The 26,150-nt window shown below is 76.6% G+C and carries 20 protein-coding genes; 13 read left to right on the top strand and 7 right to left on the bottom strand.

The features are described from left to right. Positions 1 to 93 precede the first annotated feature (93 nt). Both BM165_RS06485 and BM165_RS06480 read left to right on the top strand, forming a co-directional pair. Complete coding sequence (locus tag BM165_RS06485) at positions 94 to 1,842, top strand: GGDEF domain-containing protein (protein WP_083427126.1); 1,749 nt, start codon at positions 94 to 96, stop codon at positions 1,840 to 1,842. Positions 1,843 to 1,955: 113 nt separating this feature from the next. After that, complete coding sequence (locus tag BM165_RS06480) at positions 1,956 to 4,553, top strand: diguanylate cyclase domain-containing protein (RefSeq protein ID WP_244274090.1); 2,598 nt, start codon at positions 1,956 to 1,958, stop codon at positions 4,551 to 4,553. Between the two features lie 127 nt (positions 4,554 to 4,680). Here the strand turns inward: BM165_RS06480 and BM165_RS06475 are convergent, their stop codons facing one another. Beyond that, on the bottom strand, positions 4,681 to 6,150 hold the full coding sequence (locus BM165_RS06475; RefSeq protein ID WP_075012738.1) for a MocR-like transcription factor YczR: 1,470 nt from the start codon (positions 6,148 to 6,150) through the stop codon (positions 4,681 to 4,683). 58 nt (positions 6,151 to 6,208) lie between these two features. Between BM165_RS06475 and BM165_RS06470 the strand changes: the two genes are divergently transcribed. Beyond that, positions 6,209 to 6,835: a membrane protein YczE gene (locus tag BM165_RS06470; protein ID WP_143108060.1), complete on the top strand. Its 627-nt coding sequence runs from the start codon at positions 6,209 to 6,211 to the stop codon at positions 6,833 to 6,835. Positions 6,836 to 6,907: 72 nt separating this feature from the next. Here BM165_RS06470 and BM165_RS06465 read toward each other — a convergent pair whose 3' ends face one another. Next, positions 6,908 to 7,996 carry an MFS transporter gene (locus BM165_RS06465; protein ID WP_075012737.1) on the bottom strand — a complete coding sequence of 363 codons (1,089 nt, stop codon included), beginning with the start codon at positions 7,994 to 7,996 and terminating at the stop codon, positions 6,908 to 6,910. Between the two features lie 340 nt (positions 7,997 to 8,336). On the opposite strand from BM165_RS06465, the gene BM165_RS06460 reads away from it, so the two are divergent. From BM165_RS06460 to BM165_RS06450, 3 genes are all read left to right on the top strand, one after another. Beyond that, complete coding sequence (locus BM165_RS06460; protein ID WP_075012736.1) at positions 8,337 to 8,936, top strand: TMEM165/GDT1 family protein; 600 nt, start codon at positions 8,337 to 8,339, stop codon at positions 8,934 to 8,936. Between the two features lie 25 nt (positions 8,937 to 8,961). After that, positions 8,962 to 10,452, top strand: a complete 1,491-nt coding sequence (locus tag BM165_RS26015; RefSeq protein ID WP_348271788.1) for a diguanylate cyclase domain-containing protein — start codon at positions 8,962 to 8,964, stop codon at positions 10,450 to 10,452. Positions 10,453 to 10,573: 121 nt separating this feature from the next. Then, entirely contained in the window at positions 10,574 to 11,314 is a 741-nt protein-coding gene (locus BM165_RS06450) for a hypothetical protein (protein ID WP_143108058.1), read from the top strand. Between the two features lie 251 nt (positions 11,315 to 11,565). Here the strand turns inward: BM165_RS06450 and BM165_RS06445 are convergent, their stop codons facing one another. Continuing rightward, positions 11,566 to 12,051, bottom strand: a complete 486-nt coding sequence (locus BM165_RS06445; protein WP_075012733.1) for a VOC family protein — start codon at positions 12,049 to 12,051, stop codon at positions 11,566 to 11,568. Positions 12,052 to 12,108: 57 nt separating this feature from the next. On the opposite strand from BM165_RS06445, the gene BM165_RS06440 reads away from it, so the two are divergent. After that, the gene (locus BM165_RS06440) at positions 12,109 to 12,933 is read left to right on the top strand and encodes a helix-turn-helix domain-containing protein (RefSeq protein ID WP_083427125.1); all 825 of its coding nucleotides are present in this window, start codon (positions 12,109 to 12,111) and stop codon (positions 12,931 to 12,933) included. On the opposite strand, the gene BM165_RS06435 is transcribed toward BM165_RS06440, so the two are convergent. Further along, positions 12,930 to 13,829 (bottom strand): haloalkane dehalogenase, encoded by a 900-nt coding sequence (locus tag BM165_RS06435; RefSeq protein ID WP_075012731.1) that lies wholly within the window; start codon positions 13,827 to 13,829, stop codon positions 12,930 to 12,932. The genes BM165_RS06440 and BM165_RS06435 overlap by 4 nt on opposite strands. 100 nt (positions 13,830 to 13,929) lie before the next feature. On the opposite strand from BM165_RS06435, the gene BM165_RS06430 reads away from it, so the two are divergent. Beyond that, the gene (locus tag BM165_RS06430) at positions 13,930 to 14,685 is read left to right on the top strand and encodes a MerR family transcriptional regulator (RefSeq protein WP_075012730.1); all 756 of its coding nucleotides are present in this window, start codon (positions 13,930 to 13,932) and stop codon (positions 14,683 to 14,685) included. 90 nt (positions 14,686 to 14,775) lie between these two features. Here BM165_RS06430 and BM165_RS06425 read toward each other — a convergent pair whose 3' ends face one another. Then, the gene (locus BM165_RS06425) at positions 14,776 to 15,570 is read right to left on the bottom strand and encodes a class I SAM-dependent methyltransferase (RefSeq protein WP_075012729.1); all 795 of its coding nucleotides are present in this window, start codon (positions 15,568 to 15,570) and stop codon (positions 14,776 to 14,778) included. A 164-nt stretch (positions 15,571 to 15,734) separates the two neighbouring features. Here BM165_RS06425 and BM165_RS06420 point away from each other — a divergent pair, with 164 nt between their 5' ends. Genes BM165_RS06420 through BM165_RS06400 form a run of 5 tightly spaced genes read left to right on the top strand, consistent with a single transcriptional unit; the run spans position 15,735 to position 22,822 of the window. Continuing rightward, positions 15,735 to 18,308, top strand: coding sequence for an ATP-binding protein (locus tag BM165_RS06420; RefSeq protein WP_075012728.1), 2,574 nt, complete (start codon positions 15,735 to 15,737; stop codon positions 18,306 to 18,308). Beyond that, positions 18,305 to 19,885 carry a sensor histidine kinase gene (locus tag BM165_RS06415; RefSeq protein ID WP_075012727.1) on the top strand — a complete coding sequence of 527 codons (1,581 nt, stop codon included), beginning with the start codon at positions 18,305 to 18,307 and terminating at the stop codon, positions 19,883 to 19,885. Before BM165_RS06420 ends, BM165_RS06415 begins: the two co-directional genes overlap by 4 nt. Continuing rightward, positions 19,882 to 20,268 (top strand): response regulator transcription factor, encoded by a 387-nt coding sequence (locus BM165_RS06410; RefSeq protein WP_075012726.1) that lies wholly within the window; start codon positions 19,882 to 19,884, stop codon positions 20,266 to 20,268. The genes BM165_RS06415 and BM165_RS06410 overlap by 4 nt, the downstream gene beginning before the upstream one ends. Next, positions 20,265 to 21,359: a HEAT repeat domain-containing protein gene (locus tag BM165_RS26010; RefSeq protein ID WP_075012725.1), complete on the top strand. Its 1,095-nt coding sequence runs from the start codon at positions 20,265 to 20,267 to the stop codon at positions 21,357 to 21,359. Before BM165_RS06410 ends, BM165_RS26010 begins: the two co-directional genes overlap by 4 nt. Beyond that, the gene (locus tag BM165_RS06400) at positions 21,359 to 22,822 is read left to right on the top strand and encodes a glycosyltransferase family 2 protein (RefSeq protein ID WP_075013049.1); all 1,464 of its coding nucleotides are present in this window, start codon (positions 21,359 to 21,361) and stop codon (positions 22,820 to 22,822) included. The genes BM165_RS26010 and BM165_RS06400 overlap by 1 nt, the downstream gene beginning before the upstream one ends. Positions 22,823 to 22,846: 24 nt before the next feature. On the opposite strand, the gene BM165_RS06395 is transcribed toward BM165_RS06400, so the two are convergent. Both BM165_RS06395 and BM165_RS06390 read right to left on the bottom strand, forming a co-directional pair. Beyond that, on the bottom strand, positions 22,847 to 23,740 hold the full coding sequence (locus BM165_RS06395; RefSeq protein WP_208976671.1) for an aldo/keto reductase: 894 nt from the start codon (positions 23,738 to 23,740) through the stop codon (positions 22,847 to 22,849). A 46-nt stretch (positions 23,741 to 23,786) separates the two neighbouring features. Continuing rightward, the gene (locus BM165_RS06390; protein WP_075012724.1) at positions 23,787 to 26,117 is read right to left on the bottom strand and encodes a glycoside hydrolase family 65 protein; all 2,331 of its coding nucleotides are present in this window, start codon (positions 26,115 to 26,117) and stop codon (positions 23,787 to 23,789) included. Positions 26,118 to 26,150: the final 33 nt, after the last annotated feature.

Genomic DNA, 26,150 nt, shown 5'->3' with positions numbered 1-26,150 from the left:
CGGTCGGGCGGGGACCACGGGTCCCGTCCGGGGGGGACTGCCTCGCCGTCGGCCGGCAGCGGCCGGACGATCGGCATCGGTGAGGAGGGATGCGTGGCCCCCGGCTCCGCGCCGTTGACCGAGGGTGATCTCGACGCTGCGCTCCGGCGTCTGCTGGCGGCCGGCCAGCGCGACGACGCCGAGGCCTTCCGCGCCGGGCTCGACGACGCCGAGCCCGCGCTGGCCGCCGCCTCCGAGCCCGGCTGGGCCGCCTGGCGCGCCGCGCTGTCCGCCCGCCGCGGGCTGCTCGACGGCGACCGGGACGCCGTCGCGGCCGGGGTCGCCGCGGCCCGCGAGGCGCTCGGCGCCTGTCCCCCGTCGGCGTCGACCGCGCTGGTGCTGGCATACCTCGCCCACGTCGAGGCCACCGCCGACCACCCCGACGCCGCGATGCTGCTGGCCGTCGACGCCAGCCTGCTGACCGAGCAGCTCGTCCCCACCGACCCGGCGGCCGACGGCGGGTCCTCCCGCGCGCTGCACCAGGCGCACCTGTGGCTCTCGCTCACCCTCACCGCGCTCGACCTCGAGGAGCTCGCCGTCGCGCAGGCCGAGCGGGGGCACGCCGTGGCCGCCCGGCTGCCCGACCTCGCCGACCGCTGGCAGCTGCTGCGGCTGTGCGCCCAGCAGAACGTCGAGCTGGCCCAGACGCTGCGCCGCCGGGGCCGGGCCGAGCGGGCCCGTGTGCTCGCCGGCACGGCGATCGCCGCGGCCTCCGGCGCCCGCGCGCTGCCCGTCGACCCCGACCCGGCCGACGCCGACCTCCTCGACGTCGTCCAGGCGTGGGCGATGTGCTGCCACGACGACCTCGACGAGGCGCTGGGCCCGCTGCGGTCGGTGCACCGGCGGGTCCACCGCGACGGCAGCACGTGGCTGCGCGGCTATGCCGACCTCGCCCTGGCCCGGCTGCTGACCCGCCTGTCGCAGGAGCACAACGGCGGCGGAGGTGGGGAGGAGGCCGCGGACCTGCTCGTCGACGCCTCCGGCGCGTTCGCCGCGACCGCCGACCGCCGCCGCTACCGGCAGTGCCTGCTCGAGCTGGGCCAGGCCACCGCCGCGATGGGCCGCCCCGCCGAGGCCCTGTACTGGCTCGACGCCTACCGCGCCGACACCGGCCGGGCGCACGCGCGCAGCCGCGCGCTGTGGGCGGAGATGTTCGTGCGGCGCAGCCGGCTGCGCGAGGTCGAGCGGCAGGCCGCGGTGCTGCGCCGGCACGCGCTGGAGGACCCGCTCACCGGGCTGGGCAACCGGCGCAGCGCCGAGCGGCGGCTGGCCGGGCTGCGGCTGGGCGCCGAGCCGCTGTCGCTGGCCGTCGTCGACGTCGACCGGTTCAAGGAGGTCAACGACGACACCTCCCACTCCCACGGCGACGAGGTGCTGCGGCGGGTCGCGGGGCTGCTGCGCGAGCACAGCCGGGCCGACGACGAGGTGTACCGGTGGGCCGGCGACGAGTTCCTCGTCGTGCTGCCGACGGCGACCCAGCAGCAGGCGCTGGCCGCCGCCGAGCGGCTGCGGGCCGCCGTCGCCGAGGCCGACTGGCGCGACCTGCCGCTGTCCGAGCCGATCACCGTGAGCATCGGCGTGGCCACCGCGCCCACCGCCGAGGAGGAGCGGGCCGAGCCGGTCGGCTGGCGCTCGCTGTTCGACACCGCCGACCTGCACCTGTTCTCCGCCAAGCGCGGGGGCCGCAACCGGGTGCGCGCGCCCGGCCTCGTCGACGGCGCCCCGGCCGACGGCGCCCCGGACGCTGCGCCCGCCGACGGCACCCCGGCCGACGGCACCCCCGTCGACGGGACGCCGTCGTGACGCAGCACCGCGGCCGGGACGCGAGTGACGCCCGGGACGCGGGGGTGGACAGCACCCGGCGTGCCCCCGATACGGTCCTCGACTCCCCGCCCGGCTCCGTGCACAGTGCGCTCGTGCCACCGGGAGCCCTGCACCACCGGGTGACCGCCGCGCTCGCCAACTGGCAGCTCGACGACGCCGAGCGGCTGCTCTCCGTCGTCGACCCCTCGACGCCCTACGAGGCGCCCACCGGGACGCCACCGGGGACCGGCGGCCCCGCGACCGACGACGAGCCCACCCTCGGCCGCGCCTGGGCAGACACCCTCCGCGCCGAGCTGCTCGTGCGCCGCCTGCGGGTGGCCGGGTTCACGCTGGTCGGCGAGCCGCTCGACGCGCCCGAGGCCACCGAGTCCCTCGACCTGCACGCCGGCGTCGCCGACCTGCTCGGGCCCGGGGAGGCCGGGGGCGACCCGCGGTCGGAGTCCGCGGCGCACGCGGCCCTCGCCATCGCCCTGGTGCGCTCGGCCAAGGCCGCCTTCGACGCGTCCGACGACGACCTGCAGCGCGCCGCCGGGCTGGCCCGGCACGCGCGCATCGAGCTGCTGTCGCGCCGGATCGACGCCGCGATGGACGAGGCGGTCGAGGCCGCCAGCCTGCTCGACCCGGCGCTGCCGCCGAGCGCGCTGCTGGTTGACACCCTGGGCACCCTGGCCGGCGTCCTGGCCGACCTCGAGCTCATGCCGCTGGCCCTGGACTACCAGCGCCGGGCGCTGGAGACGTCGACCGCGGCGGCCGGCGCGGGCGTCCTCGGCCCCGACGACGACCCCGACGTGCTCGCCGCGTCGGCGGCCACCTGCCTGGGCGCGCTGTGCGCCGAGCTCGGCGAGGCCCTCCTCGAGGACGGCGACGCCGACTCCGCGCGGCCGCACTTCGTCGAGGCGCGGGAGCTGGCCGAGCAGGCGCTGGCCCAGCTGCCGCCCGACGCCGAGGGCATCGTCGCCGCGCAGGTCGTGCACGGCTGGGCGCTGGTCGGCCTGGGCGAGCACGCGGCGGCCAGCGGTCCGCTGCGCGCGGCGGTGCGCACCACCAGCGCCCGGGGGGACCGCGCCCTGCTGGCCTCGGCGCTGCTGGCGCTGGGCCGCGCGCTGCGGCGCCAGGGCGACGGCCGCGGCGCCGACCGGCAGCTGGCCAAGGCGCTGGCCCTGGCCACCGAGCACGGCCTGCCCCGGCTGCGCCGCGCCGCGCTGCGCGAGCTGTGCACGCTGCACGCCGAGCTCGACGACGCCGGGCGGGCGCTGCCCTACCTGCAGGCCTACCTGGCCGACGAGCTCGACCGGGTCGACGAGCGGCGCACCCGCTGGGTGGAGCTGTTCGGCCGCCGCAAGAGCCTGCTGGAGAACGAGCGGGCCGCCGGGCAGCTGCGCCGGCAGGCCTACGAGGACCCGCTCACCCACCTGCCCAACCGGCGCTACGCCGAGGCCCGCCTCGACGGGCTGCTCAGCGCCGGCAGAACGCCGGCGCTGGCGGTGGTCGACGTCGACCGGTTCAAGGCGATCAACGACGCCGTCGGCCACCCGGGCGGGGACGCGGTGCTGCGCGCGGTGGCCGAGCTGCTGCTCGCCGGCTGCCGCGACACCGACGAGGTGTGCCGGTGGGCCGGTGACGAGTTCGTCGTCCTGCTGCCCGACACCACCGCCGAGCAGGCTGAGCGGGCGCTGGAGCGCATCCGTCGGGCCGTCGCCGCCCACGACTGGGCGGCGCTCGGCCTGACCTTCCCGGTGATCATCAGCGTCGGCATCGCCTCGGCCACCCGCGGCGACGACCGGCGGACGCTGTTCGCCGCGGCCGACGGCGTCCTCTACGACGCCAAGCGCAGCGGCCGTGACCGCGTCGTCCGGCTGTCGGCCGTCACCCAGACCCGCGCACCGGACGCGGCTCCCGGACCCGCGCCCGCCGAGCGGGCCGCCCCGGTGCAGGACACGGCGCTGGACCCCGCGGCGGGCTTCGCGCCGCTGCTGGCCGGCCCGGCCCCCCGCCCGGCCGACCCGCCGCTGTCCCTCGGCGGCCCCGGCGAGCCCTCGCTCGCGCCCGGGCCGGCCGCCCCGGCGCCCTCGGTCCCGGCCGAGCCCGACGTCATCTGGGGGGTGGGCCGCACCACCGAGCAGGTGCTCGCGCTGGTCCGGGAGACCCGGGCCGCCCACCCCGACCGACCGGCGCTCGTCGTGCGCGCCAGCGCCGACACCCTCGTCGCGCTGGCCTCCGAGCACCCCGGGTCGACGGTCGACGCCGCCGCGATGTCGGCCGCCGTCGGCCGGGTCCCCGACCCCGTGGGCCGGGTCGGCGTGCTGTGCGCCGGCACCGCCGACGCGTCGGTGGCCGCCGAGGCCGCCTTCGTCGCGCGGGTCACCGGCACCGAGGTGGTGCGGGTCGACGACGTCGGCGGCAGCCGGCTGCGGCCGCTGCTCACCGACCGCACGCTGCTCGACGACGTCGACTGCCTCGTCGTGGTCGCCGGGCTCGACGCCACCCTCGCCGGGACGGTCGGGGCGATGACCGACGTGCCGATCGTGGCGGTGCCCACCTCGACCGGGCAGCCGGGCTCGTTCGGCGGGTTCGGAGCACTGCTGACGATGCTCACCTCGGCCTCGCCCGGCGTCGTGGTCAGCAACATCGACAACGGCCACGCCGCCGGCGTCTTCGCCGCCCGCATCGCCCGCCGCACCGCGCGGTGACATCGCCGTCCTCCCGGACGGCACCGCGGCCACGAGCCCGGAAGGACCTCGCTGCCCCCCACCCCTCGCAGGCTCGGGGCGGGCCCCGCACCGAGGCCGGTCGACGCGCTGAGCTCCACGGTCGGGGTCAGACGACCGACACCGCGCGCGGATCGCCGGCCGGGCCGTCGGGCACGGCGGCGCCGGTGGCCTCGGCGTCGGCGCGCACCAGCAGCCCGACCGCCCGGCGCAGCACGTCGGGCGGCTGGGTGTAGGGCAGGCGCAGCCGGTCGTCGAGGGCGTGCCCGGTGCCGAACAGCGGGCCGGCGGCCAGCCGCAGCCCGAGGCGCTCGGCGGCGGCCACCACCGCGCGGGAGCGGGGCGTGGGCAGCCCGCACCACAGCACCAGCCCTCCCGGCGGCTCGGGCACCAGCCAGCCGGGCAGCCGCCGCCGCAGCTCCGCGGTCAGCACCGCGCGCCGCTCGCGCAGCCCGGCGCGCAGCTCCGCCAGGGACGCGTCCAGCCCGTCGAGGAGGGCGCAGGCCGCGAGCTGCTCGACGACCGGCCCGGACAGCGACGTCTGCACGGCCACCGCGGTCAGCCGGCGCACGACGTCGGCCTCCGCGCGGACCCAGCCCACCCGCAGGCCGCCCCACGCGACCTTGCTCAGGGTGCCCACCGACAGCACGCCCACCGACAGCGTGCCCACCGACGGGGCGCCGTTCCCGAAGGCGGCCAGCGGCGGCGGCGCCGCCGTGTCCAGGCCCAGCTCGGCGAGCGTCTCGTCCACCACGGCCGGGACGCCGGCGCGGCGCAGGGCCGCGGCGAGCCGCTCCCGCCCGGCGACGTCGAGCAGGGCGCCGGTCGGGTTCTGGAAGTCCGGCATGAGGTAGGCGGCCGCGGGCCGGGCCGCGGCGAGGGCCCGCTCGGTCGCGTCGAGCCAGGCGGCGGGGTCGTCCGGGTCGAGCGCCACGGGCAGCACCCGGGCGCCGGAGGCCCGCGCGGCCTGCAGGGCGTTGGGGTAGCTCGGCTGCTCGACCAGCAGCCGGGTGCCCCGCCGGAGCAGCAGCCCGAAGGCGGTCGACACCCCGTGCAGCGCGCCGCCGGTGACCAGCACCTGCTCGGGCGTCGTGGGCAGGCCGCGGGCGGTGTACCGGTCGGCGACCCGGGCCCGCAGGTCGGGCAAGCCCGCGGGGTGGTAGCCGTGCGCGCCGAGGAACCGCGGCAGCTCCTCGAGCGCGGTGGCCAGCGCGGCGGGCACGGACGCGGGCGCGGCCGGCGCGGCGTGGGCGAGGTCGATCGAGCCGTCGTCGGCCGGGCCGGGCACCCAGGCACCGTGGTGCGGTCCCCGCGGGAGGACGGCGAACGTGCCCGCGCCCTGCCGGGCGGTGGCCCAGCCGTCCTCGCGCAACCGGGTGTAGGCGGCGGTGACGGTGGCCCGGCTGACCGCCAGCGCCTGCGCCAGCTCGCGCTCGGCGGGCAGCCGGGTGCCGAGGGGCACCCGGCCCTCCGCGACCAGCCGGCGGATGCGCCCGGCCAGCGCGGCGTAGCGCGGTGGCCGCTCGGTACCGAGGTCACCGACCAGCGCGGCCAGCCCCCGGGCCGACGTCGAGTCCATGCCACCCTCCCCGGATTGGCCTGTTTGCAGCGGGCCAATCCTGGCGGAGGATCGCAGCGTGCACCAGCTCCGGATCCCCAGCGCCCGCCGCCTCGTCCAGCTCTACGCCGGGCTGGTGCTCTACGGCCTGTCGATGGCGCTGCTGGTGCGCTCCGGCCTCGGGGTCATGCCGTGGGACGTGCTGCACCAGGGGCTGGCCCGGCAGGTCGGCTGGTCGCTCGGCGTCGTCACCATGGTCGTCGGCGCCCTGGTGCTGCTGGCCTGGCTGCCGCTGCGCGAGCGGCCGGGCCTGGGCACGGTGAGCAACGTCGTCGTCATCGGCCTGGCCCTGGACGCCGCCCTGGCCGTCCTCCCCGAGCCGGGGTCGCTGCCCGTGCGGGCCGCGCTGGTGCCGGCCGGCATCCTGCTCAACGCGGTCGCCACCGCCGCCTACATCGGCGTGCACCTCGGCCCGGGCCCGCGGGACGGGCTGATGACCGGTCTGGTCCGCCGCACCGGGGGCTCGGTGCGCGTCGTGCGCACGTCGATCGAGGTGGTGGTCGTGGCCGCGGGCTGGCTGCTCGGCGGCACCCTCGGCGTGGCCACCGTGCTGTACGCGCTGGCCATCGGCCCGCTGGTGCACGCCCTGCTCCCCCGGCTGTCGGTGCGCCGTCCCGCCCCGGCGGTGCGCGCCGAGATCGCGTGATCTCGTACGCGCACGGCCCGTCCGGCGTGCGAGATCACGCGATCTCGGCGGAGGAGGGCCGACCCCCGGCCCTCAGGTGACCACCGGCCGGCGCAGACCGCGGGCGACGAGCGGGGCGGTGACCGCGAACAGCACCGCGACGGCGGGCGCACCGCCGAGGGCCCAGGCGCCGAAGACCAGCAGCGAGGCGGCCTCGATCCCCAGGCCGGCGACGGAGGTGACCGTCGCCCGCACCGGGCCCGGCACCCGCTCCTGCAGCCGGGCCTCCCCCACCACCAGGACCGCCAGGTACAGCCCGTAGGACACCGCGACGGCGGCCACGGCGGCCGGGTGGCCCCACAGCGCACCGGCCGCCAGCAACCCACCGGACAGCAGCAGCAGGCCCGGCAGCGCGCGCGCGGGCAGCCCCGCCGCCCGGCCGGCCAGTGCCGCGCCCGCCGCGCCGGCCAGGGCGACGACGAGGACGGCGGCCGGGACCAGCCCGGTCGCCACGCCCTGCTCGCGGGCCATGACCGGGAAGTACTCCTCGATGGCGTCCAGCCCGCCGAGCACCGCGACGGCGACCACCGCCGACCGCAGTCCCGGCCGGCGCAGCGCAGTGCTGACCGCGCGGCGCAGCGGGACGTCCGGCTCGTCGTCGTCCCCGGTGCGCGGCGGCTCGGGGAAGCGAGTGGCCAGCGCCGCGGCCGCGAGGCAGGTCGCGACGCTCGCCCAGCCGACGAGCTCGTAGCCACCCGCGCCGACCAGCACCCCGGCGAGCAGTGCGGTGGGCACCTGCACGAGCAGCTCGGTCGCCGTCGTGGCGCCGTGCACGCGGACGTAGGAGCCCTCCGCGCCGACGGCGGCGAGCCCGTCGTAGACCAGCGCCTCCCCGGCGCCGGAGACCAGCGCGCCGCCGATCCCCCAGACGACGAAGCCGGCGGCGAACCCGGGCAGGCCCGGCGCCACGGTCCAGAGCACGAAGCCGGCGGCCTCCAGCACCCCGGCGAGGACGAGCGCGCCGCGGCGCGACCAGCGGTCGGCGAGCACGCCGGTGGGGACCTCGGCCAGCAGGCCGGTCACCGACCACAGCGCGAACAGCGCCGACACCTCGGCCTGCGACAGCCCCGTGTCGAGGAAGAACAGCGCGTACAGCGGGTAGACCGGGGCGAGCCCGGACAGGGCGGTCCAGGCGACGGCGAGGCGGGCGAGGGGCCGGGCGGCCTGCGGGAGCGGGGCGGTCGACGGGCGTCAACGGAACGGCATGGCCGGACGGTAACCGGGCCCACACCCGCACGCACCGGGTTTCCCGGCGCCCCTCGTCTAGGGTGGGCGGCCGAGAAGGGGAGTAGCCCCCCGTCCGCTGGTCGACACACTGGCGCCCACCACGGTGGCCGCCCGGTCAGCGGGCCCGTGCACAGGCGCGGGTGGGCGAGACCTTCGACCGGAGCAGTGGTGTCCGCGCTGCCGGTCGGAGGCGTGCGCCCCCGCCCGGCGGTGCCGAGCGGAAGTTGGTCAGCCCGTGGTCGTCCTGTCCGTCGTCGCGACGGCGTTCCTCCTCGTCCTGCCGGTGGAGCTGCCGGACAAGACCCTGTTCGCCAGCCTGGTGCTGGCCACCCGGTTCCCGCCGCTGCCGGTCTTCCTCGGCGTCGGCACCGCGTTCGGCCTGCAGGTGGCCATCGCCGTCACCGCCGGGAGCCTGCTGTCGCTGCTCCCGCAGGCGCTGGTCAGCGGCGTCGTGGCGGTGCTGTTCCTCGTCGGCGCGGTGCTGCTGTGGCGCAGCGCCGGCGAGGGCCCGGAGGACGGCGGGGAGGCCGCGGAGACGCGCGAGCCGACGTCGTTCCTGCGGGCGGCCGCGGTGTCCTTCGGGGTGCTGTTCGCCGCGGAGTGGGGCGACCTCTCCCAGCTGGCGACCGCGGGGCTGGCCGCCCGCCTCGACGCGCCGCTGTCGGTGTTCGTCGGCGCCTGGGCCGCGCTGCTGACCGTCTCCGCACTCGCGGTGTTCCTGGGCAGGACGCTGGCCGACCGGCTGCCCGTGGCGCTCATCCGCCGCGCCGCCGCGGTGCTGTTCGTCGTCTTCGCCGTGGTCGCCGCCGTGGAGACGGTGCGGGCGCTCACCTGATCGGAGGAGGTCACGCGCCCCGGACCTGGAGGACCTCCCGGAGCCGGCCGATCCCGGAGCCATAACCGTCGTCACGCGGCTCGGACAGCGGGCCGCTGCGCACCTCCCCCCGGACCTCGAGGTCGAGCGGCTCGCCGAGGACGCCGAGCTCGCCGCCGTCGTGCGGGTGGCGGCGGCGCTGACCGGGGTGCCCACCGCGACGGTCAACCTGTTCGACGCCGAGTGGCAGCACCAGGCGGTCACGCACGGCTTCTGCGGCTCCTCGACGCCGCTCGAGGAGTCACTCTGCGCCACGGTGAACGCCGCGGGGCCCCGCACGCTGGCCCACGACGACCTCGCCACCGACGCCGCCTGGGCCGACAACCCCTGGGTGGACGGCCGGCGGGCCCGGGTGCGGGCCTACGCCAGCACCCCCCTCGTGGTCGACGGCCGCACCGTCGGCACGCTGTGCGCCTTCGACACCGAGCCGCACCGGTTCCCACCGGGGACCGAGGACCGGCTGGCCGACCTGGCCGCCGTCGTCGTCGCCCTGTTCCAGCGCCGCCGGCAGGCCCGTGAGCTCGCCGAGCTCGCCGCGGCCAGCGCGGCCGCGCAGGACCAGGCCGAGGCCGCCGCCGCGCACGCCGCCCGCTCCGAGGCCTTCACGCGGGCGCTGCTCGACGCGCTGCCGGTCGGGGTCGTCGCCGCCGACGCCGGCGGCCGGATCACCACCGTCAACCGGGTGGCCCGCGGCTGGCACGGCCTCGGCGAGCAGCAGCCCGTCGAGGACGAGCGGCTGTCCCCCGCCTCCGCGGGGAGGTACGGCCTCGAGACCCCCGACGGCGCCCCGATCCCCATGCCGGACCTCCCCCTCGCGCGGGTGCTCGCGGAGGGCCGGGTGGTGGACGCCGAGGTGGTGATCCGCCGGCCCGGCGCCCCGCGGCGGCTGGTGCACGCCTCGGGGAGCCAGGTGGTCGACGACGCCGGCCGGGTGACCGGTGGCGTCGTGGCGCTCATGGACGTCACCGCCCGGTGCGAGCTGGAGGCGCGGCTGCGCGAGGCGGCCCTGCACGACCCGCTCACCGGCCTGCCCAACCGGGCGCTGCTCCTCGACCGCGTCGAGCAGGCGCTGCGGGTGCAGGAGCGCGCGGGACTGCCGACGGCGCTGCTCTACTGCGACCTCGACGGCTTCAAGGCCGTCAACGACAGCCTCGGGCACGCCGCCGGTGACGCCGCCCTGCGCCGGATGGCCGCCGCGCTGTCGGCCTCGGTGCGCCCCGGTGACACCGTGGCGCGCATCGGCGGGGACGAGTTCGTCGTCCTGTGCCCGGGCACGGCCACCGAGACGGCCGCGCGGCAGCTGGTCGCCCGGATCGCGGCCGCCGCCCCTGAGCGGCCCACTGAGAGACACCGAGAGGTGCGCTACCCCGCATGGGCTCAACGTGGCCAGTTGGGGGCTCGGTGGTCGCGCTTCGAGGCGCCGCAGATCGCCCTTGTGCCACGCATGCAGGCAGGGCCACGCTGTGTGCGAGCTTGATGCCGGTCCGGCGGAGGGAGCCGGTAAGCCCGGTCCCGCGAACGCGAAGACGGCCGAGAACCATGCGCCCAGTGAAGACGGTAGAGGATGGGCCGGGCAGCTACGCTCCGTCGTCGGGACGGTGCAGAAGAGTCCTTATGCAGCGGTACTCGCCGTCGGCCTACTCATTGTGGTGGCCGCGTTCATACGCAAGATTGGGCATCTTGAGCTCATCACGCAAGGGTCTCAATGGCCGACCGCTGGTGTAGGACTTGTACTGTGTCTTGTCGGGATCGTCGGCCCACTGCTGGAGGCAAGGCGCTCACTTCGCAGCTTTCGAGGGCTGCAGAGCGGATTGGAGTATCACGGTCCCGGCGTAGATTTGCCGCCAGAGACCTTGGATCCGGCCTTCCTTTTCAAGGCCTTCTACGTCGGCATGCCTCCGGCCTTCATCAAGCGGGTCGACCCGGCCGATGACGGGCACAAGCGGAAGTTCAGCGACCTGATCTGGAGCCGACAACTGGACCGCTTCCAGGAGGCGGACGAGACGACCCCCATCCCGTCGGACCGGCGCTCCATAATCAAGGCTGATCATCGACATGGGGACGAGGCGGCGCTCCAGAACGGCCGCTCGCGTCAGGTCGAACTACCCGACTCCTACGTCGACGACGAACTGTTCCCAATACTCACCTACAAGACCCGCTTCGAGCACCACGGCGCCCTGTACATCGTTGGCTGGTACGTGCCGATCAAGCTACCCGAGCTGACCGATGACAAGTTGGTGGTCGAAGAGGAGGTGCGCCAGTTGCTGTTTCAGCCCGTTCTGGCGGCGAAGGGTGCCCATGTTCCCCTAGGCAAAGCGATCAAGAAGCTCATGCAGTGATTTCGGGGCCGCAGTGACGAGTTGTAACGCCAAGCTGGACTGATGGCGCAAAGGGCCAATACCAGGATGCGCCCGCTGCTTTCGGGACATTCATGACGATCGGACGCTTTGAGGCCCTCACCAAGAGCCCGACTTGGCGCTTGACGGCCTACCTTCAGTCGCCTCTGCGACCCAACGGCCTCCCGACCTTCGGTGTCCTCGAGGCCGCCTCAAGTGACACGGTGACGGCACGCGGAGCGGCAGGACCGGGCCTACGCCTCCAGCCCGCCGGAGGCCGCCCACTCCGACAGGCGGCGCTCGGCCTCCTCGGGGCTGACGTCCTCGACGCGGGTCATGATCGCCCAGCGGTGCCCGAACGGGTCGTAGACGGAGGCGAACCGGTCGCCGGTGACGAAGGTGGCCGGCTTCTCGCGCACCGCGGCACCCCGCTCGACGGCGGCGGCGAACACCGCGTCGACGTCGGCCACGTAGATGCAGGTCGAGCCGCTCACCCGGTCCTCGGCCTGCCCGGTCGGCGCGACCAGCCCGTACTGCGGGTTCGGGTCACCGAGCTGCAGCCGGCCGGCGGGGAACTGCAGCTCCGCGTGCGCCACGGTGCCGTCGGGGGCGTCCATCCGGCTGACCGTCGTCGCGCCGAACACCTCCTCGTAGAACCGGATGGCCTCGGCCGCGGGCGAGCAGACGAGGAACGGGGTCAGGGTCGTGTAGCCGTCGGGCCGGCCGTCGGTGATCGCCATGTCCCCCACCCTGCCTAGGCTCCGGCCGTGGCGTCTTGGAGGAACGCGACAGCTCCCGTGACGACGCGCGGCGTGCTGCGGCCGGGCGAGACCGCGCGGGTGGCCGGCCTGCGGCGCGACGCCCCGGTCAGCCCCGCGCTCGAGCCGTTCGTCGAGCGGTACTGGTCGGTGCGGTGGGACCGCACCGGGCAGCCGCCGTTCCGTTCCGAGGTGCTCAGCCACCCGAGCGTGAACCTGTCGGTCGAGACGGGCAGCGAGCCGCGGTTCGGCGCCGAGCTGCCGGCGGTCCTGCTGCACGGCGTCGTCCCACGGCGGTTCGTCGTCGACCTGACCGGTACCGGCCGGGTGACGGCGGCGAAGTTCCGCCCCGGCGGATGGGTCGCGATGGGTGGCCGGCCGCCGGGTCGCGGCGCCGTCGTCCCGCTGGGCGGGCACCTCCCCGGCCTCGACGCCGCGGTCCTGCTGCACGCCGTCCTCGCCGAGGAGGACGACGACGCCCGGGCCGCCGTCCTCGACGCCGCCCTCGCCCCGCTGGCCCCCGAGCCGACGGTGGCCTACCGCGACCTGCAGCAGCTGCTCGGGCGGATGGCCGAGGACCGCGAGCTGGTGCGGGTCGACCAGGTCGCCGCGCTGGCCGGCGTGGGCGTGCGGTCCCTGCAGCGGCTGTTCGCCGGTCTCGTCGGCGCCTCGCCCAAGGCCGTGCTGGCGCGCTACCGGCTGCAGGACGCCGCGGCCGCCATCGACGCCGGGACGGTCGACGACCTCGCCGCGCTGGCCGCGGAGCTCGGCTGGTTCGATCAGGCGCACTTCAGCCGCGACTTCCGCGCCGTCGTGGGCGTGACGCCGTCGGCCTACCTCGCCCGCGCCCGGGCCGGGGGCTAGGGCAGCGTCGGGATCCAGTCGGCCAGCGCCCGGCCGATCGCGTGCGGCGAGTCCTCGGGGACGAAGTGCGCGCCCGGCACCGTCACCTCGGTGACCGACGGCCACTTGCGCACCAGCGACCGCTGCCGGCCCACCAGGATCGACCCCGGCTCGGCGTTGACGAACAACTTCGGGACGGCGCTGGTGCGCAGCCAGTACCCGTAGCGGGAGACGACGTCGCGGACCTTCGGCGGCACGTTCTCCAGCGGGATCTGCCGCGGCCACTCCAGCGTGGGCCAGCGGTCCTCCGGCGTGCGGAAGGGCGTCCGGTAGCGCTCGTGGGCCTCGGGTGTGAGCCCGCGCAGGGTCGACGCCGGGAGGATGCGCTCGACGAAGACGTTCTCCTCCAGCACCCGTCGCTCGCCGTCGTCACCGCGCATGCTGCGGAAGATCCTCCGCGCGTCGGCCGGCCAGTCGGCCCAGTTCATCGGGGTGACGATCGCCTCGGTGAAGGCCAGCCCGCGGACGGCCTCGGGGTGCGCCCGGGCCCAGTCGAAGCCCAGCGCCGACCCCCAGTCGTGCAGCACGAACGTCACCCGCCGGTGCACGCCGACCACGTCGAGGAAGGCGGCCAGGTGCTCGGCGTGGGTGGTGAACGAGTAGGTGCCCCGCTGCGGGTCGGGCAGCTTGCCCGACTCCCCCATGCCGACCAGGTCCGGCGCGATGCAGCGGCCCAGGTGCTGCACGTGCGGGATGACGTTGCGCCACAGGTAGGACGACGTCGGGTTGCCGTGCAGGAAGACGACCGGATCCCCCTCGCCGACGTCGACGTAGGCCATCTCGGTGCCCAGCACCGGCACGCGCTTCCGGGGGAAGGGGTCCACGGGCGAGACGGCGTCGTCCGGCTGGGCGGTCATGGGCGCGATCCTCGCCCAGCAGCCGCCACGCCGCTAACGCTCTTGACCCTGACGCAGCGTCAGGCTGTGCACTCGTCGTCGTCAGGGAGGAGGGACCCGCGTGAACGTGGGAGAGGTGGCCGCGCTGGCCGGGGTCACGGTGCGCACGCTGCACCACTACGACCGCATCGGCCTGCTGTCGCCGTCGGGCCGCACCGGGGCCGGCTACCGCCGGTACTCGGCGGCGGACCTGGACCGGCTGCACCAGGTGCTGCTCTACCGCGAGCTCGGGTTCCCCCTCGAGGAGGTCGCGAGCCTGCTGGACGACCCGTCCGCCGACCCCGCCGAGCACCTGCGCCGGCAGCACCGGCTGCTGCGGGACCGGCTGGAGCGCACGCAGGCGATGGTCGCGGCCGTCGAGAAGGAGATGGAGGCGAGATCGATGGGGATCGCACTGACCCCCGAGGAGAGGTTCGAGGTGTTCGGCGAGCACGACCCCGAGCGGTACGAGGTCGAGGTGCAGGAGCGCTGGGGCGACACCGACGCCTACGCGCAGTCGAAGCGGCGGGCCGCGGCCTACACGAAGGAGGACTGGGTCCGGATCAAGGCCGAGGGCGAGGACCTGGTGCGGCGGATGGCCGACGCGCTGCGGTCCGGCGTCGCGCCCGACTCCCCGCCGGCCATGGACCTCGCCGAGGAGCACCGGCAGCAGATCACCGGCACCTTCTACGACTGCCCGCCGCAGATGCACGCGGCGCTGGGGCGGATGTACGTGGAGGACGAGCGGTTCACCGCGACCTACGAGGGGGTCGCGCCCGGCCTGGCGCAGTGGGTGAGCACGGCCGTCCAGGCCAACGCCGCCCGGCAGGAGGGCTGACCCCGGATCCGGTGGAGATCGCGCGATCTCGACCGAATCCGGGCCCGGTGGCGCCGAGATCGCGCGATCTCGGCGCCACCGGGGAAGGGCTCACACGCGGACGAGCAGCTCGCCGTGCAGGAACGCGAGCCAGCCGTCGTCCGCGGCGGCCCACCGCAGCCACGCGGCGGCGATCTCCTCGAGCTCGTCCCGCGGAGCCAGGCGGTAGGCCACCGCCTGCTCCGCGAAGGCCGACGCCGTCGCCCGACCCGCCCACGAGCGGCCCCACCACTCGCGCTCGGCCGGGGAGGCGTAGCACCAGGAGGACGCCGTCGCGGTGAGGTCCCGCAGGCCGGCGGCGTGCGCCCAGGACACCAGCCGCCGTCCGGCGTCGGGCTCGGCGCGGTTGGCGCGGGCGACCTCGGAGTACAGCGCCAGCCAGCGGTCCAGGCCCGGGTCGGCGGGGAACCACGTGGTGGCGGCGTAGTCGACGTCGCGGACGGCGAGCAGGCCCCCGGGACGGCAGACCCGCGCCATCTCGCGCAGCGCCGCGACCGGGTCGGTCAGGTGCTGCAGGACCTGGTGGGCGTGCACGACGTCGACGGAGTCGTCGGGCAGGTCGAGGGCGTACACGTCGCCGACGGCGAACGTCACCGCCACGCCCCGCGACGCCGCGAGGTCGCGCGCCTCGCCCAGCGGGTCGGCCGAGACGTCGACGCCGAGCACCCGGCCCGGCGCCACCGACCGGGCGAGGTCGACGGTGATGGTCCCGGGTCCGCAGCCGACGTCGAGCAGGTCCTGCCCCGCCCGCAGGTGCGGCAGCAGGTACGCCGCGGAGTTCCCCGCGGTGCGCCAGCGGTGCGACCGCAGGACCGGCTCGGCGTGCCCGTGCGTGTAGGTGTCCACACGGGCATCCTGTCGGGCCGTCCCACCGTGCGGAACCGCCTTCCTACTCACTGGGACGCCGCGGTCAGGCACATGTCGACCTCCGGGGGACGCTGATCCGGTCGTCCGCAACCGATCGGGACACGGCGCTTGAGGCGGCGGCTCCGGATGCCGATGGACGTCTCGTGCACCCCGACCGCCCCACCAGCCTCGGCAGCCGCCTGGCCCTGCTCCCCTGGCCGGTGGTGACGGCCGGGCTGGCTGCCGTCTACGCGGGGGCGGTCGTGCTCGGCCGGCTCACCCGGCTCGGGGACTCGCAGCTGGCGCTGGTCTGGCCGGCCGCGGCCGTCGGCGTCCTCTGGCTCGCCCTCTCGGGTCCCGACCGGCGCCGCCTGGCGGTCGACACCGCGGTCCTCGGCGCCGTGGCCGCGACGGCCAACGCCGCGACCGGCGCCGACCTGACCCTCGCGCTGGCCTTCGGGCTGGCCAACGTCCTGCAGTCACTGGTGGCCTGCGCCCTGATGGACGGGCTGCAGCGACACTGGCGGTCGGCGTCCTGGCGGCTGCGCCGGCCGGCCGACCTCGGCGCCCTGGTGCTCGCCTCGGTGGGTGGGTCGGCTGCCGCGGCCCTCGTCGGGCCGGTCGCCCTCTGGTGGGCCCAGGACGCCGACCTGCCCACCACGACCGGCGCCTGGGTGCTGCGCAACGCCGCCAGCACCTTCGTGTTCACCGCCGCGGCGCTGCGGCTGGCCGACCGGCAGCTCCCCCCGGTCCTGCAGGGCGGCGGCCGGGAGCGCGCCGAACTGGTCGCCGCGGTCGTCCTGGTCGCCGTCGGCTACACGGCCGTGTTCGGGCAGCACGTGCACCTGCCCCTGTCGTTCCTGCTGCTGCCGCTGAGCATGTGGTTGGCCCTGCGCTTCGACACCACGGTCGCGGCCCTCATGGTCCTGCTGACCGGCGTCTTCGTCGTGACCCTGACCATCGACGGGCGTGGCCCCTTCGCCGTCGGCGACCCGTGGATCCGGGTGCTCCTGGCGCAGGCCTACGTCAGCGTGGCCGGCCTGGTGGCCCTCGTCCTGGCACTGCACCGCGACGAGCGGTCCCGGCTGATCGCCAGCCTGGAGAAGGCGCGGGCCCGCGCCGACGAGCAGGCCCGTCTCGCCGAGCGGGCCAGGGCGAACGAGTCGGCGTTCCTGGCCACCATGAGTCACGAGATCCGCACACCGCTCAACGGGGTGCTGGGTCTGACCGGCCTGCTGCTCGGCACCGAGCTCGACGAGCGGCAGCGCGGCTGGGCCACCGCCGCCGATCGGTCGGGACAGAGCCTGCTGCGCATCGTCAACGACGTCCTCGACACCGCCAAGATCGAGGCCGGCGCGCTGGAGATCGAGGCGGTGCCGCTCGACCTCGCCGAGGTGCTCGAGGAGGCGGCCCTCCCCGTCCGCGAAGCCGCCGCCGACCGGGGCCTCGCGCTCGTCGTCGCCCCCGCGGCGCACCTCGCCACGCGGCGCACCGGAGACCCGACCCGGCTCCGCCAGGTCGTGGGCAACCTGCTGTCCAACGCGGTCAAGTTCACCGAGCACGGCTCGGTGACCGTCACCGCCGACGGCGATGCCGAGACCGTCTCGATCACCGTCACCGACACCGGCATCGGGATGACCGGCGAGCAGGTCGGCCGCCTGTTCACCCCGTTCCAACAGGCGGAGGCCTCCACGACCCGGCGCTACGGCGGGACGGGCCTCGGGCTGGCGATCACCGCCGGCCTGGTCGAGCGGATGGGCGGCGAGGTGATGGTGAGCAGCACCTCCGGCGCCGGCAGCACCTTCCGCGTCACCCTGCCGCTGCCCGTGGGTCCCGCGACGCCGGCGCCGGCTCTCCACGTGGGTGCCGACCGGCACGACCTCGCCGGCATGCGCGTCCTCGTCGCCGAGGACGACGAGGTCAACCAGCTCGTCGCCCGCACCACCCTCGAGGCGCGGGGGATGCGCGTCGACGTGGTCGCCGACGGGGCCGCGGCGGTCACCGCCGCGCTGACCGGCGGCTACGACGCCGTCTTCATGGACTGCCGGATGCCCGTGCTGCACGGCCTGGAGGCGACCCGGCGCATCCGCGCGGCCGAGGAGGCCGGGGGGCTCCCCCGCGTCCTGGTCATCGCGCTCACCGCCAGCGCCCTGACCGAGGACCGGCAGCGCTACCGGCAGGCCGGGATGGACGCCCTGCTGCCCAAGCCCTGGACCGCGGAGGAGCTCGAACGCGCCCTCGACCTGGTGCGGGCGGCCGCGGCCGCCCGCCGGGCCGGTCCCGCCGACGCCGACCTCACCGGCCCCGGCCCCGGTCTCGACACCGACACCGACACCGACACCGACACCGACACCGACACCGTCCGTGCCCGCCTCGACGAGCTGTTCGAGGACGTCGACCCCGCCGAGGCCGAGCCCGTGCGCCGCGCGGTCCTCCGGGCCTTCCTCGACCGCACGCCCGGGCTGCTCGGCGAGCTCGCCACGGCCGCCGCCGCCGGCGACCGGGCGACCGTGGCCGCGCACGCCCACACCGTCAAGGGCAGCGCCGGCACCCTCGGTGCGCGGGGCCTGGCCGCCCTCGCCGGCGCGCTCGAGGAGCAGGCCGCCACGGCCGACCCCGCCGACCTCGCCGCCCTGGTCACCCGCCTGACCGCCTCCGTCGACCGGCTCGCCCCCACCATGGAGCGGCTCGCCGGCGGCCCCGTCCTGACCGGCCCGGCCGCGGGGGGCGGGTCGTGACCGCCGAGCCGGCCTGGCTGGCCGCCCTCCCCGCCGTCGCCGGCCAGGTGCCCGACCTGAGCCTGTGCGTCATCGACGCCGGTCACCGGTTCGTGTCATGCCACGGGGCCTGGCTGCAGGTCCGCGGGCTGACACCGGCCGACGTGCTCGGCCGGCCGGTGCTCGACATCGTCGCGCCGACGTTCGCCGACCTGGTCACCGAGATGGTCGACGCCGGGCTGGCCGGCCGCTCGGAGCGGACGGAGTTCGCCACCGACCACCCCCACGACAGCGGCACCCGCCGGGCGATCTGGGAGATGGGCGTCAGCCCCCTGACCTCCCCCGACGGGGAGCCGATGGCGCTGTTCACCGCCCGCAACGTCCTCCGGTCCCGCGCCAGCGACGCCGCGCGCACGACCAGCGAGCACCGGTTCCGCGCCGCCTTCGACGCCACCCCCATGCCCATGCTGCTGCTCACCACCGTCCCGGCGCACCCGGCCGGCGGCGTGCGCGTGCTGCGCGCCAACCGGGCCCTGGGCGATCTGGTCGGCCGGCCGGTCGGGGACCTCGTCGGGGTCGACCTCACACCCGCCGTGGTGGCCGACGGCCTGGTCGGCGCCGAGCTGGCCCGGCTGGTCGGCCGCGCGCTGCGCGGCGGCGGCCACCTCGCCGTCGACAGCTGGCTGCGGCACACCGACGGCACCCGGGTGCCCGTCTCGGTGGCCTGCTCGCCCCCCGTGCCGGCCACCGACGAGGACGGCAGGGATCGGACCGAGCTCGTCGTGCTGGTCCGCGACCTGACCGCCGAGCGCGCCACTCACCGCGCCCTGACCGAGGCCCTGGCCGGCGAGCACCGGGCCGCCGAGCACCTGCGGCAGCTGGAGCGGCAGCGCGGCGACTTCGTCGCGGCCGTCTCGCACGAGCTGCGGACGCCGATGACGAGCATCCTCGGCAACCTCGAGGTGCTGCTCGACGGCGACGCCGGCCCGCTCGGACCGATGCAGGCGCTGATGCTGGCCACCGTCGAGAACGAGTCGCAGCGACTGCGCGGGCTCATCGAGGACCTGCTGCGGACCGCCTCGGTGCAGGCCGGGGCCGAGCCCGCCGTGGAGCCGGCCGACGTCGACCTCGCCGCCGTCGCCCGCGCGGCGGCCGGCGCGGCCGCCGGGCCGCTGGACGCCCGCGGCCAGCACCTCCGCGTCACCTCCGACGGCGCGGCCTGGGTGCGCGGCGACGCCGGGCAGCTGGGCGACGTGCTCACCGAGCTGCTCACCAACGCGGCGAAGGTCAGCCCGGCCGGTGCCGAGATCCGGCTGGAGTGCGCCCGGTCCGGTGCCGACGTGACCGTCACCGTCACCGACGCCGGCCCCGGCATCACCGACGACGACCTGCCCTTCCTGTTCGAGCCCTTCTACCGGACGGCGCACGCCTCCGCGCAGGCCCTCCCGGGCACCGGGATCGGCCTGACCCTGGTCGCGCACACCGTGGCCGCGCACGGCGGGACCGTATCCGCCGCGTCCGGCCCCGGCGGCGCCGTCCTCACCGTCCGCCTCCCGGCGGCCGGCTTCCCCTCCCCCCTCGCCCGGAGCTCCGCGTGACCCACGTCCTGGTCGTCGACGACGACCCCGCCATCGCCAGCCTCGTCGCCTTCAAGATCGGCCGGATGGGCGCGCGCGTCTCGGTCGAGGCCGACGGCGAGGCCGGCCTGGCCGCGGCCCGCCAGCTGCGCCCCGACCTCGTCGTGCTCGACTGGATGATGCCGCGGATGAACGGCCTGGAGGTGTGCGCGGCCCTGCGTGCCGACGCCGACCCGCAGCTCGCCTCGGTGCCGGTCATCCTGCTCACGGCCAAGGCGCAGGAGAGCGACGTCGAGCGCGGGTTCGTCGCCGGCGCCACCGACTACGTGGTCAAGCCCTTCAGCCCGCGCGAGCTGGTCAGCCGGGTCACGGCCGCCCTGCCGCCGGGCGCCCTCGGCGCGTGAGCGGGCTGTCACTGGCGGCCGTCGTCGCCACGGCGGTCCTCACCGGCGCCACGCTGCTGCTGCTGGCCGCGGTCACCGTCGAGCACGCCCGGCGGGGACGGCGGCAGGCGCGCGACGCCGCCCGCCGGGCCGAGCTGACCCCGCTGGTGTACGCCGCGCTCGACGGCGACGACGAGGACGCGCAGGCCGGGCTCGAGCACGCCCCGGCCGTCCTCGACGACCTGGTGCTCGACCTGCTGCCGCAGCTGCGCGGCGCCGACCGGGTCGCGCTCGGCGGGGTGCTGGTGCGCCGCGGCGTCGTGGCCCGCGCGGCCGCCGACCTGTCCGCGCGGGCGCCGTGGCGCCGGGGACGGGCCGCGGCTCTGCTGGGCAACGCCGCCGACACCGCGCACACCGCCGCCCTGACCGCGCTGCTCACCGACCGCAGCGCCGCGGTCCGGTGCGCCGCCGCGCGGGCGCTGGGCAAGGCCGGCGACCCGGAGGCCGCCCTCCCCCTGCTGCGGGCGCTGTCCCGGTCGCGGCGGGTCCCCGCCGGCGTCATCGGCATGGCCCTGCTCGACCTCGGCACCCCGGTGCTGCCCGCCCTGCGCGCGGCCCTCGCCGCCCCGCCGTCGGCCGCCGCCCAGGCGCTGGCCGCCGACCTGCTCGGGCTGCACGGCGACCTGGAGGCCGCCGGCCCGCTGCTCGCGCGGGCCGCCGGCCGGGTGCAGCCGCTGACCGTCCGCCGCAGCGCCGTCACCGCCCTGGGCCGGCTGGGCTCGCCGGCGGCGACCCCCGTGCTGGCCACCGTGCTCGCCGAGCCGGGCTCCCCCGCGCTGCGCCGGGCCGCCGCCGAGGCGCTGGGCCGGATCGGTGACGACGCCGCGCTGGCGGTGCTGGCCACCGCCTTCACCGACTCCTCCGCCGGCTCCTCCTCGGGCGATGCCGCCGTGCGGGCCGACTGCGCCGACGCGCTCGCCGGCGCCGGCGAGGAGGGCCGCGAGCTCCTGGCCGCCTCCGCGTGGTCCTCCGGGCCGCTCGGCGAGGCCGCCCGCGCCGCGCTGTCCAACCGGGCCCGCCCGCGCGAGGCCCGCGCCCGGACGGCGGCGTGATGCGCGAGTTCCTCGCCGACGTCGTCACGACGATGAACTGGGGCGTGCTCGGCTACGTGCTGGTGCTCGACGCCTCGATGCTGGTGCTCGTCGTCGTGGGTGCCCGCACCGTGGCGACGACCCTGCACTGGTCCGGCGCCGAGGGCCTCGACCGCGTCTTCGCCAGCCCGCTCACCCCCGGCATCTCCGTGCTCGTGCCCGCGCACGACGAGGAGGCCGGCGTCCTCGACACCCTCGCCGCCGTCCTGGCCCAGCGCTACCCGCTGCTGGAGGTCGTGCTCGTCGACGACGGCTCCACCGACCGCACCTTCGACCTGGTCGCGGAGCGCTACGGCCTGACCCCGGTGACGCCGCGCTGGCGCGCCGACACCCCGGTCGAGGGCGAGGTGCTGTCGGTGCACCGCGCCACCACCGGCGACCCGCTGACCGTCGTCCGCAAGACCAGCGTCAAGCGCCGCTCCGACGCGCTCAACGCCGCCCTCAACCTCGCCCGCCACCCGCTGGTGTGCATGGTCGACGCCGACTCGCTGCTCGAGCCCGACGCGCTGCTCAAGGTCGCCCGGCCCTTCATCGAGGACCCCGACTCCGTCGTCGGCACCGGCGGGGTGATCCGGACGGCCAACGCGGCGGTCACCGACCGCGGGGCCGTGCTGGAGCCCCGGCTGTCGCGGCGCTGGCTGGTGCGCATCCAGGCCGTGGAGTACCTGCGCTCGTTCCTCCTCGGCCGCACCACCTGGGCCGGCGCCGACGCGCTGCTCATCATCTCCGGCGCGTTCGGGCTGTTCCGCCGCGACGCCGTCGTCGAGGTGGGCGGGCTCGACCCGCGGTCACTCGCCGAGGACGCCGAGCTCGTGGTCAGCCTGCGCGAGCACCTGCAGGGCGCGGGCCGGCCGTGCCGGATGGTGTTCGTGCCCGAGACCGTGTGCTGGACCGAGGTGCCCGAGACGTGGTCGGTGCTCGGCCGGCAGCGGCAGCGCTGGTCGCACGGCCTGGCCCAGCTGCTGTGGAAGCACCGGCGGATGGTCGGCAACCCGCGCTTCGGCGCCGTGGGGCTGCTGGCGCTGCCGTTCTTCCTGGTGTTCGAGCTGCTCGGCCCGGTGGTGGAGGTCGTGGGGCTGGCCTCGGTGGTCGTCGCGGCCGCCCTCGGGATGCTCGACCCGGGCACGGCCTCGCTCGTGGCCGGAGTCGCGCTGGCGCTGGGGCTGCTGGTGAGCACCTCCGTGGTCGCCGTCGAGGAGTTCACCTTCCACCGCTACCGCAGCGGCCGGGACCTGACCGCGCTGCTGCTGGCCGGGGCGCTGGAGAACGTCGGCTACCGGCAGGTGCACGCCTGGTACCGGCTGCGGGGGCTGCTCGCCGCGCTCGCCCGCCGCGAGCCGGTGTGGACGGCGATGCCCCGCACCGGCTTCACCACCGCCGACCCCGCTCCCGCCGAGGCATGGGAAGCGATCCGCACGTCCTGAGCCTGCGGACGCAGGGATCGCCTCCTATGCCGGGGCGCGGTGGCTCCCGGCGCGGGCGGCGTCCAGCGCGGTCAGCTCGTCGTCGGTCAGCTCGATCGACGCGGCCGCGACGTTCGCCCGCACGTGCCCGGTGCTGGTGGCGCCCGGCAGCGGCACGACCGGGCGGCCGTGCCGGCGCCGCTGGTGGTGCACCCAGGCCAGCGCGACCTGCGCGGGGGTCGCGTCCAGGCGGGCGGCGGGCCCGGCGAGGGCCGCGCGGACGTCGGCGGGGGTGTCCCCGCCGCCCGACAGGCGTCCGTGCCCCAGCGGCGAGTGCGCGACCAGGGTGGTGCCCAGCTCGGCCAGGGCCGGGAGGAAGGGCTCGGCGGCGTCGGACACCAGCGACCACTCCTCCTGCAGCGCGGTCACCGGGTGGACGGCGGAGGCGCGGCGGAGGTCGTCGACGGTGACGTTGGACAGGCCGATCGCCCTGACCGCGCCCGCCGCGACCAGCTCCGCCATGGCGGTCACGGTCTCCTCGATCGGGGTCTCGTCGCTGCGGTGGTGGAGGTAGTAGAGGTCGATGACGTCCACCCCGAGCCGGCGCAGGCTCGCCTCGCAGGAGCGCAGCACCGAGGCGCGGTCGGCCCGCACGCTCCAGTCGTCGAAGCGGCCCGACGGGCCCCACACCACCCCGAACTTCGAGCACAGCAGCACCTCGTCCCGGCGCCCCGCGAGGGCGCGCCCGACGAGCCCTTCGTTGCCGTACATCTCGGCGGTGTCGAACAGGGTCACGCCCGCGTCGAGGGCGGCGTGCACCACCGCCACCGGGTCGCGGTCCGGGCCGGCCGCCGTTCCCGGCGCCGGGTCGCGCAGGCGCATCAGGCCCAGGCCCTGCCGGGGCGGGTCGTCGGTCGGCCAGAGCGGTGACGGGGTCATGGGCGGGACGCTAGGAGCTCACCCGCACATGAGGTCAACGGCCGGCTCAGCTGCGCGGTTCGCGGCCGGGCGGCTGCCGGGGCTCGGCGAGGAGCGGGGCCGGCTCGCGCAGCGGCACGCGCGCGGGCTCGGCGGTCACCGTCAGCGGAGCGCCGTCGACGACGACGGTCACCGGCCCCTCCCCGCGCACCAGCGTCACCGCGGTGCCCTCACGGGTGGTCTCCACGCGCAGCACCCGGCCGCGCCAGGTGACGTGGTAGACGGTGCGCGACAGCGACGAGGGCAACAGCGGCGCCAGCTCGAGGTCCTCGGCGTCCTCGCGCATGCCACCGAGGCCGGCGACCAGCGCCAGCCAGGCGCCGGCCACCGAGGCCATGTGCAGCCCCTTCTGCGTGCCCTGCTGCAGGTCGCGCAGGTCCACGAGCGCTGCCTCGCGCAGGTGGCGCAGGGCGAGGTCGGGGTGCTGGGCCTGGGCGCACACGACCGCCTGGACCGCCGCCGACAGGGAGGAGTCCCGCACGGTGCGGGCCTCGTAGTACTCGACGTCGCGGGCCACCTGTTCGGGCGTGAACTCCTCGCGGCACCACCACAGCGCCTGCACCAGGTCGGCCTGCTTGAGCACCTGGCGCCGGTAGAACTCGGCGTAGTGGTGGTGCTCCTGCACCGGGTAGCGGTCGCGCTCCTCCTCGAAGGGCCACTCGGCGTAGGCCGTGAAGTCGTCGCTCATCGGGTGCACGCCCAGGCTCTCGTCCCACGGGACGTACACGGCGTCGGCCGCGGCGCGCCAGGCGGCGGTCTCGGCGTGGTCGACGCCGAGCTCCGCGGCGCGCGCCTCCGACTGCTCGCAGGCGTCCGCGGCGCGCCGCAGGTTGGCGCGGGCCATGAGGTTGGTGAAGAGGTTGTCGTTCGTGACGCCGGTGTACTCGTCCGGCCCGGTCACGCCGAACAGGTGCCAGGCGCCGGCGGCGTCATGGTGGCCCAGGGACGCCCACAGCCGTGCCGTCTCCACCAGCACCTCCAGGCCCCCGACGGTGTCGAGGTCCTCCCCCGTGGCGTTGGCGTACAGCCAGAACGCCCGGGCGACGTCGGCGTTGACGTGCACGGCCGCGGTGCTGGCCGGCCAGTAGGCGGAGGTCTCCCGCCCGTCGATGGTCCGCCACGCGAAGGCCGCGCCCGCCCGCCCCAGCGTCCGGGCGCGCTCGCGGGAGACGTCGAGCGTGGAGGCCCGCCACCGCAGCAGCCGGGCCGCCGCGTCCGGCCGCAGCAGGGTGAGGGCGGGCAGCACGAAACCCTCGACGTCCCAGAAGGTGTGGCCGCTGTACCCGATGCCGGTCAGGCCCTTGGCGCCGACGGCCGCCCCGGAGGTGCACGCGGCCGAGCAGACCAGCTGGAAGACGCTGTAGCGCAGCGCCTGCTGCAGCTGCGGGTCGCCGTCGACCTCGACGTCGCCGGTGGCCCACAGCTCGTCGAGCGCGGCGCGCTGCCGGTCGAGCAGCCCCTCCCAGCCGAGGTCGAGCGCTGAGTCCACGGCCGCCGACGCCTGGCCGAGGACGGAGTCCGACCCGGCGTCGAGCGACCAGCTGTACCCGACGACCTTGACGACGGTGAGCGCCCCGCCCGGCTGCAGGTCGGCGGCGACGGTGGTGGTGACGTGCTGCTCGTCGACGTCGGTGCGCGTGCGCCCGCCCTCGACCCGGTGGGCGACCGCGGCGGCGACCGTGATGCCCGACCGGCGGGTCCGCTCGACCAGGGCGCCGCCGGCCGCCGAGCCGATCTGCGCGTGCGGCTCGAAGGCGCCGTCCAGGGCCTCGGCGACCCGCGGGTCGTCGTTGTCGATGCCCGTCGGCGTCACGGCCCCGGCGGCGAGCTCGGACCGCACGAGGACGTGCGCGGGCCCGTCCAGGGCGCGCACCTGGAACCACACCGCGAGCACCGACCGCTCCACCAGCGACACCAGCCGCCGGGAGGTCAGCTCGACCGACGTCCCCGACGGCGTCCGCCACCGGACCCGGCGGTCGAGCGTCCCGGCCCGCAGGTCCAGCGTGCGCTCGTGCACCTCCGGCCGGGCCTCGCGCACGTCCAGCGGCACCCCGTCGACGAGCAGCCGCAGCGGCGTGCCGTCGGCGACGGTGAGCAGCGCCTGCCCCTCCTGGGGCTGGCCGAAGCTGTCCTCCGGGTAGGACAGCGGGTGGGTCTCGAAGACGCCGGACAGGTAGGTGCCGCGCATGCCGAACGGCTCGACCTCGTCGAGCGTGCCGCGGACGCCGAGGAAGCCGTTGGACAGGGCGAACAGCGACTCCGCGACGGGCAGGGTCGCGGGGTCCACATGCCGCTCGCAGACCGTCCAGGGGTCGACGTCGAGGGTGGGGGCGGTCACGTCGGGGCCTCGCTGTCGTCAGGGCCGGCCTCG

The organism is Geodermatophilus obscurus, from assembly GCF_900115395.1.
Taxonomy (GTDB): Bacteria; Actinomycetota; Actinomycetes; order Mycobacteriales; family Geodermatophilaceae; genus Geodermatophilus; species Geodermatophilus obscurus_B.
The sequence above is the reverse complement of the archived record's forward strand: the minus strand, read 5'-3'. Positions and strand labels throughout refer to the sequence as shown.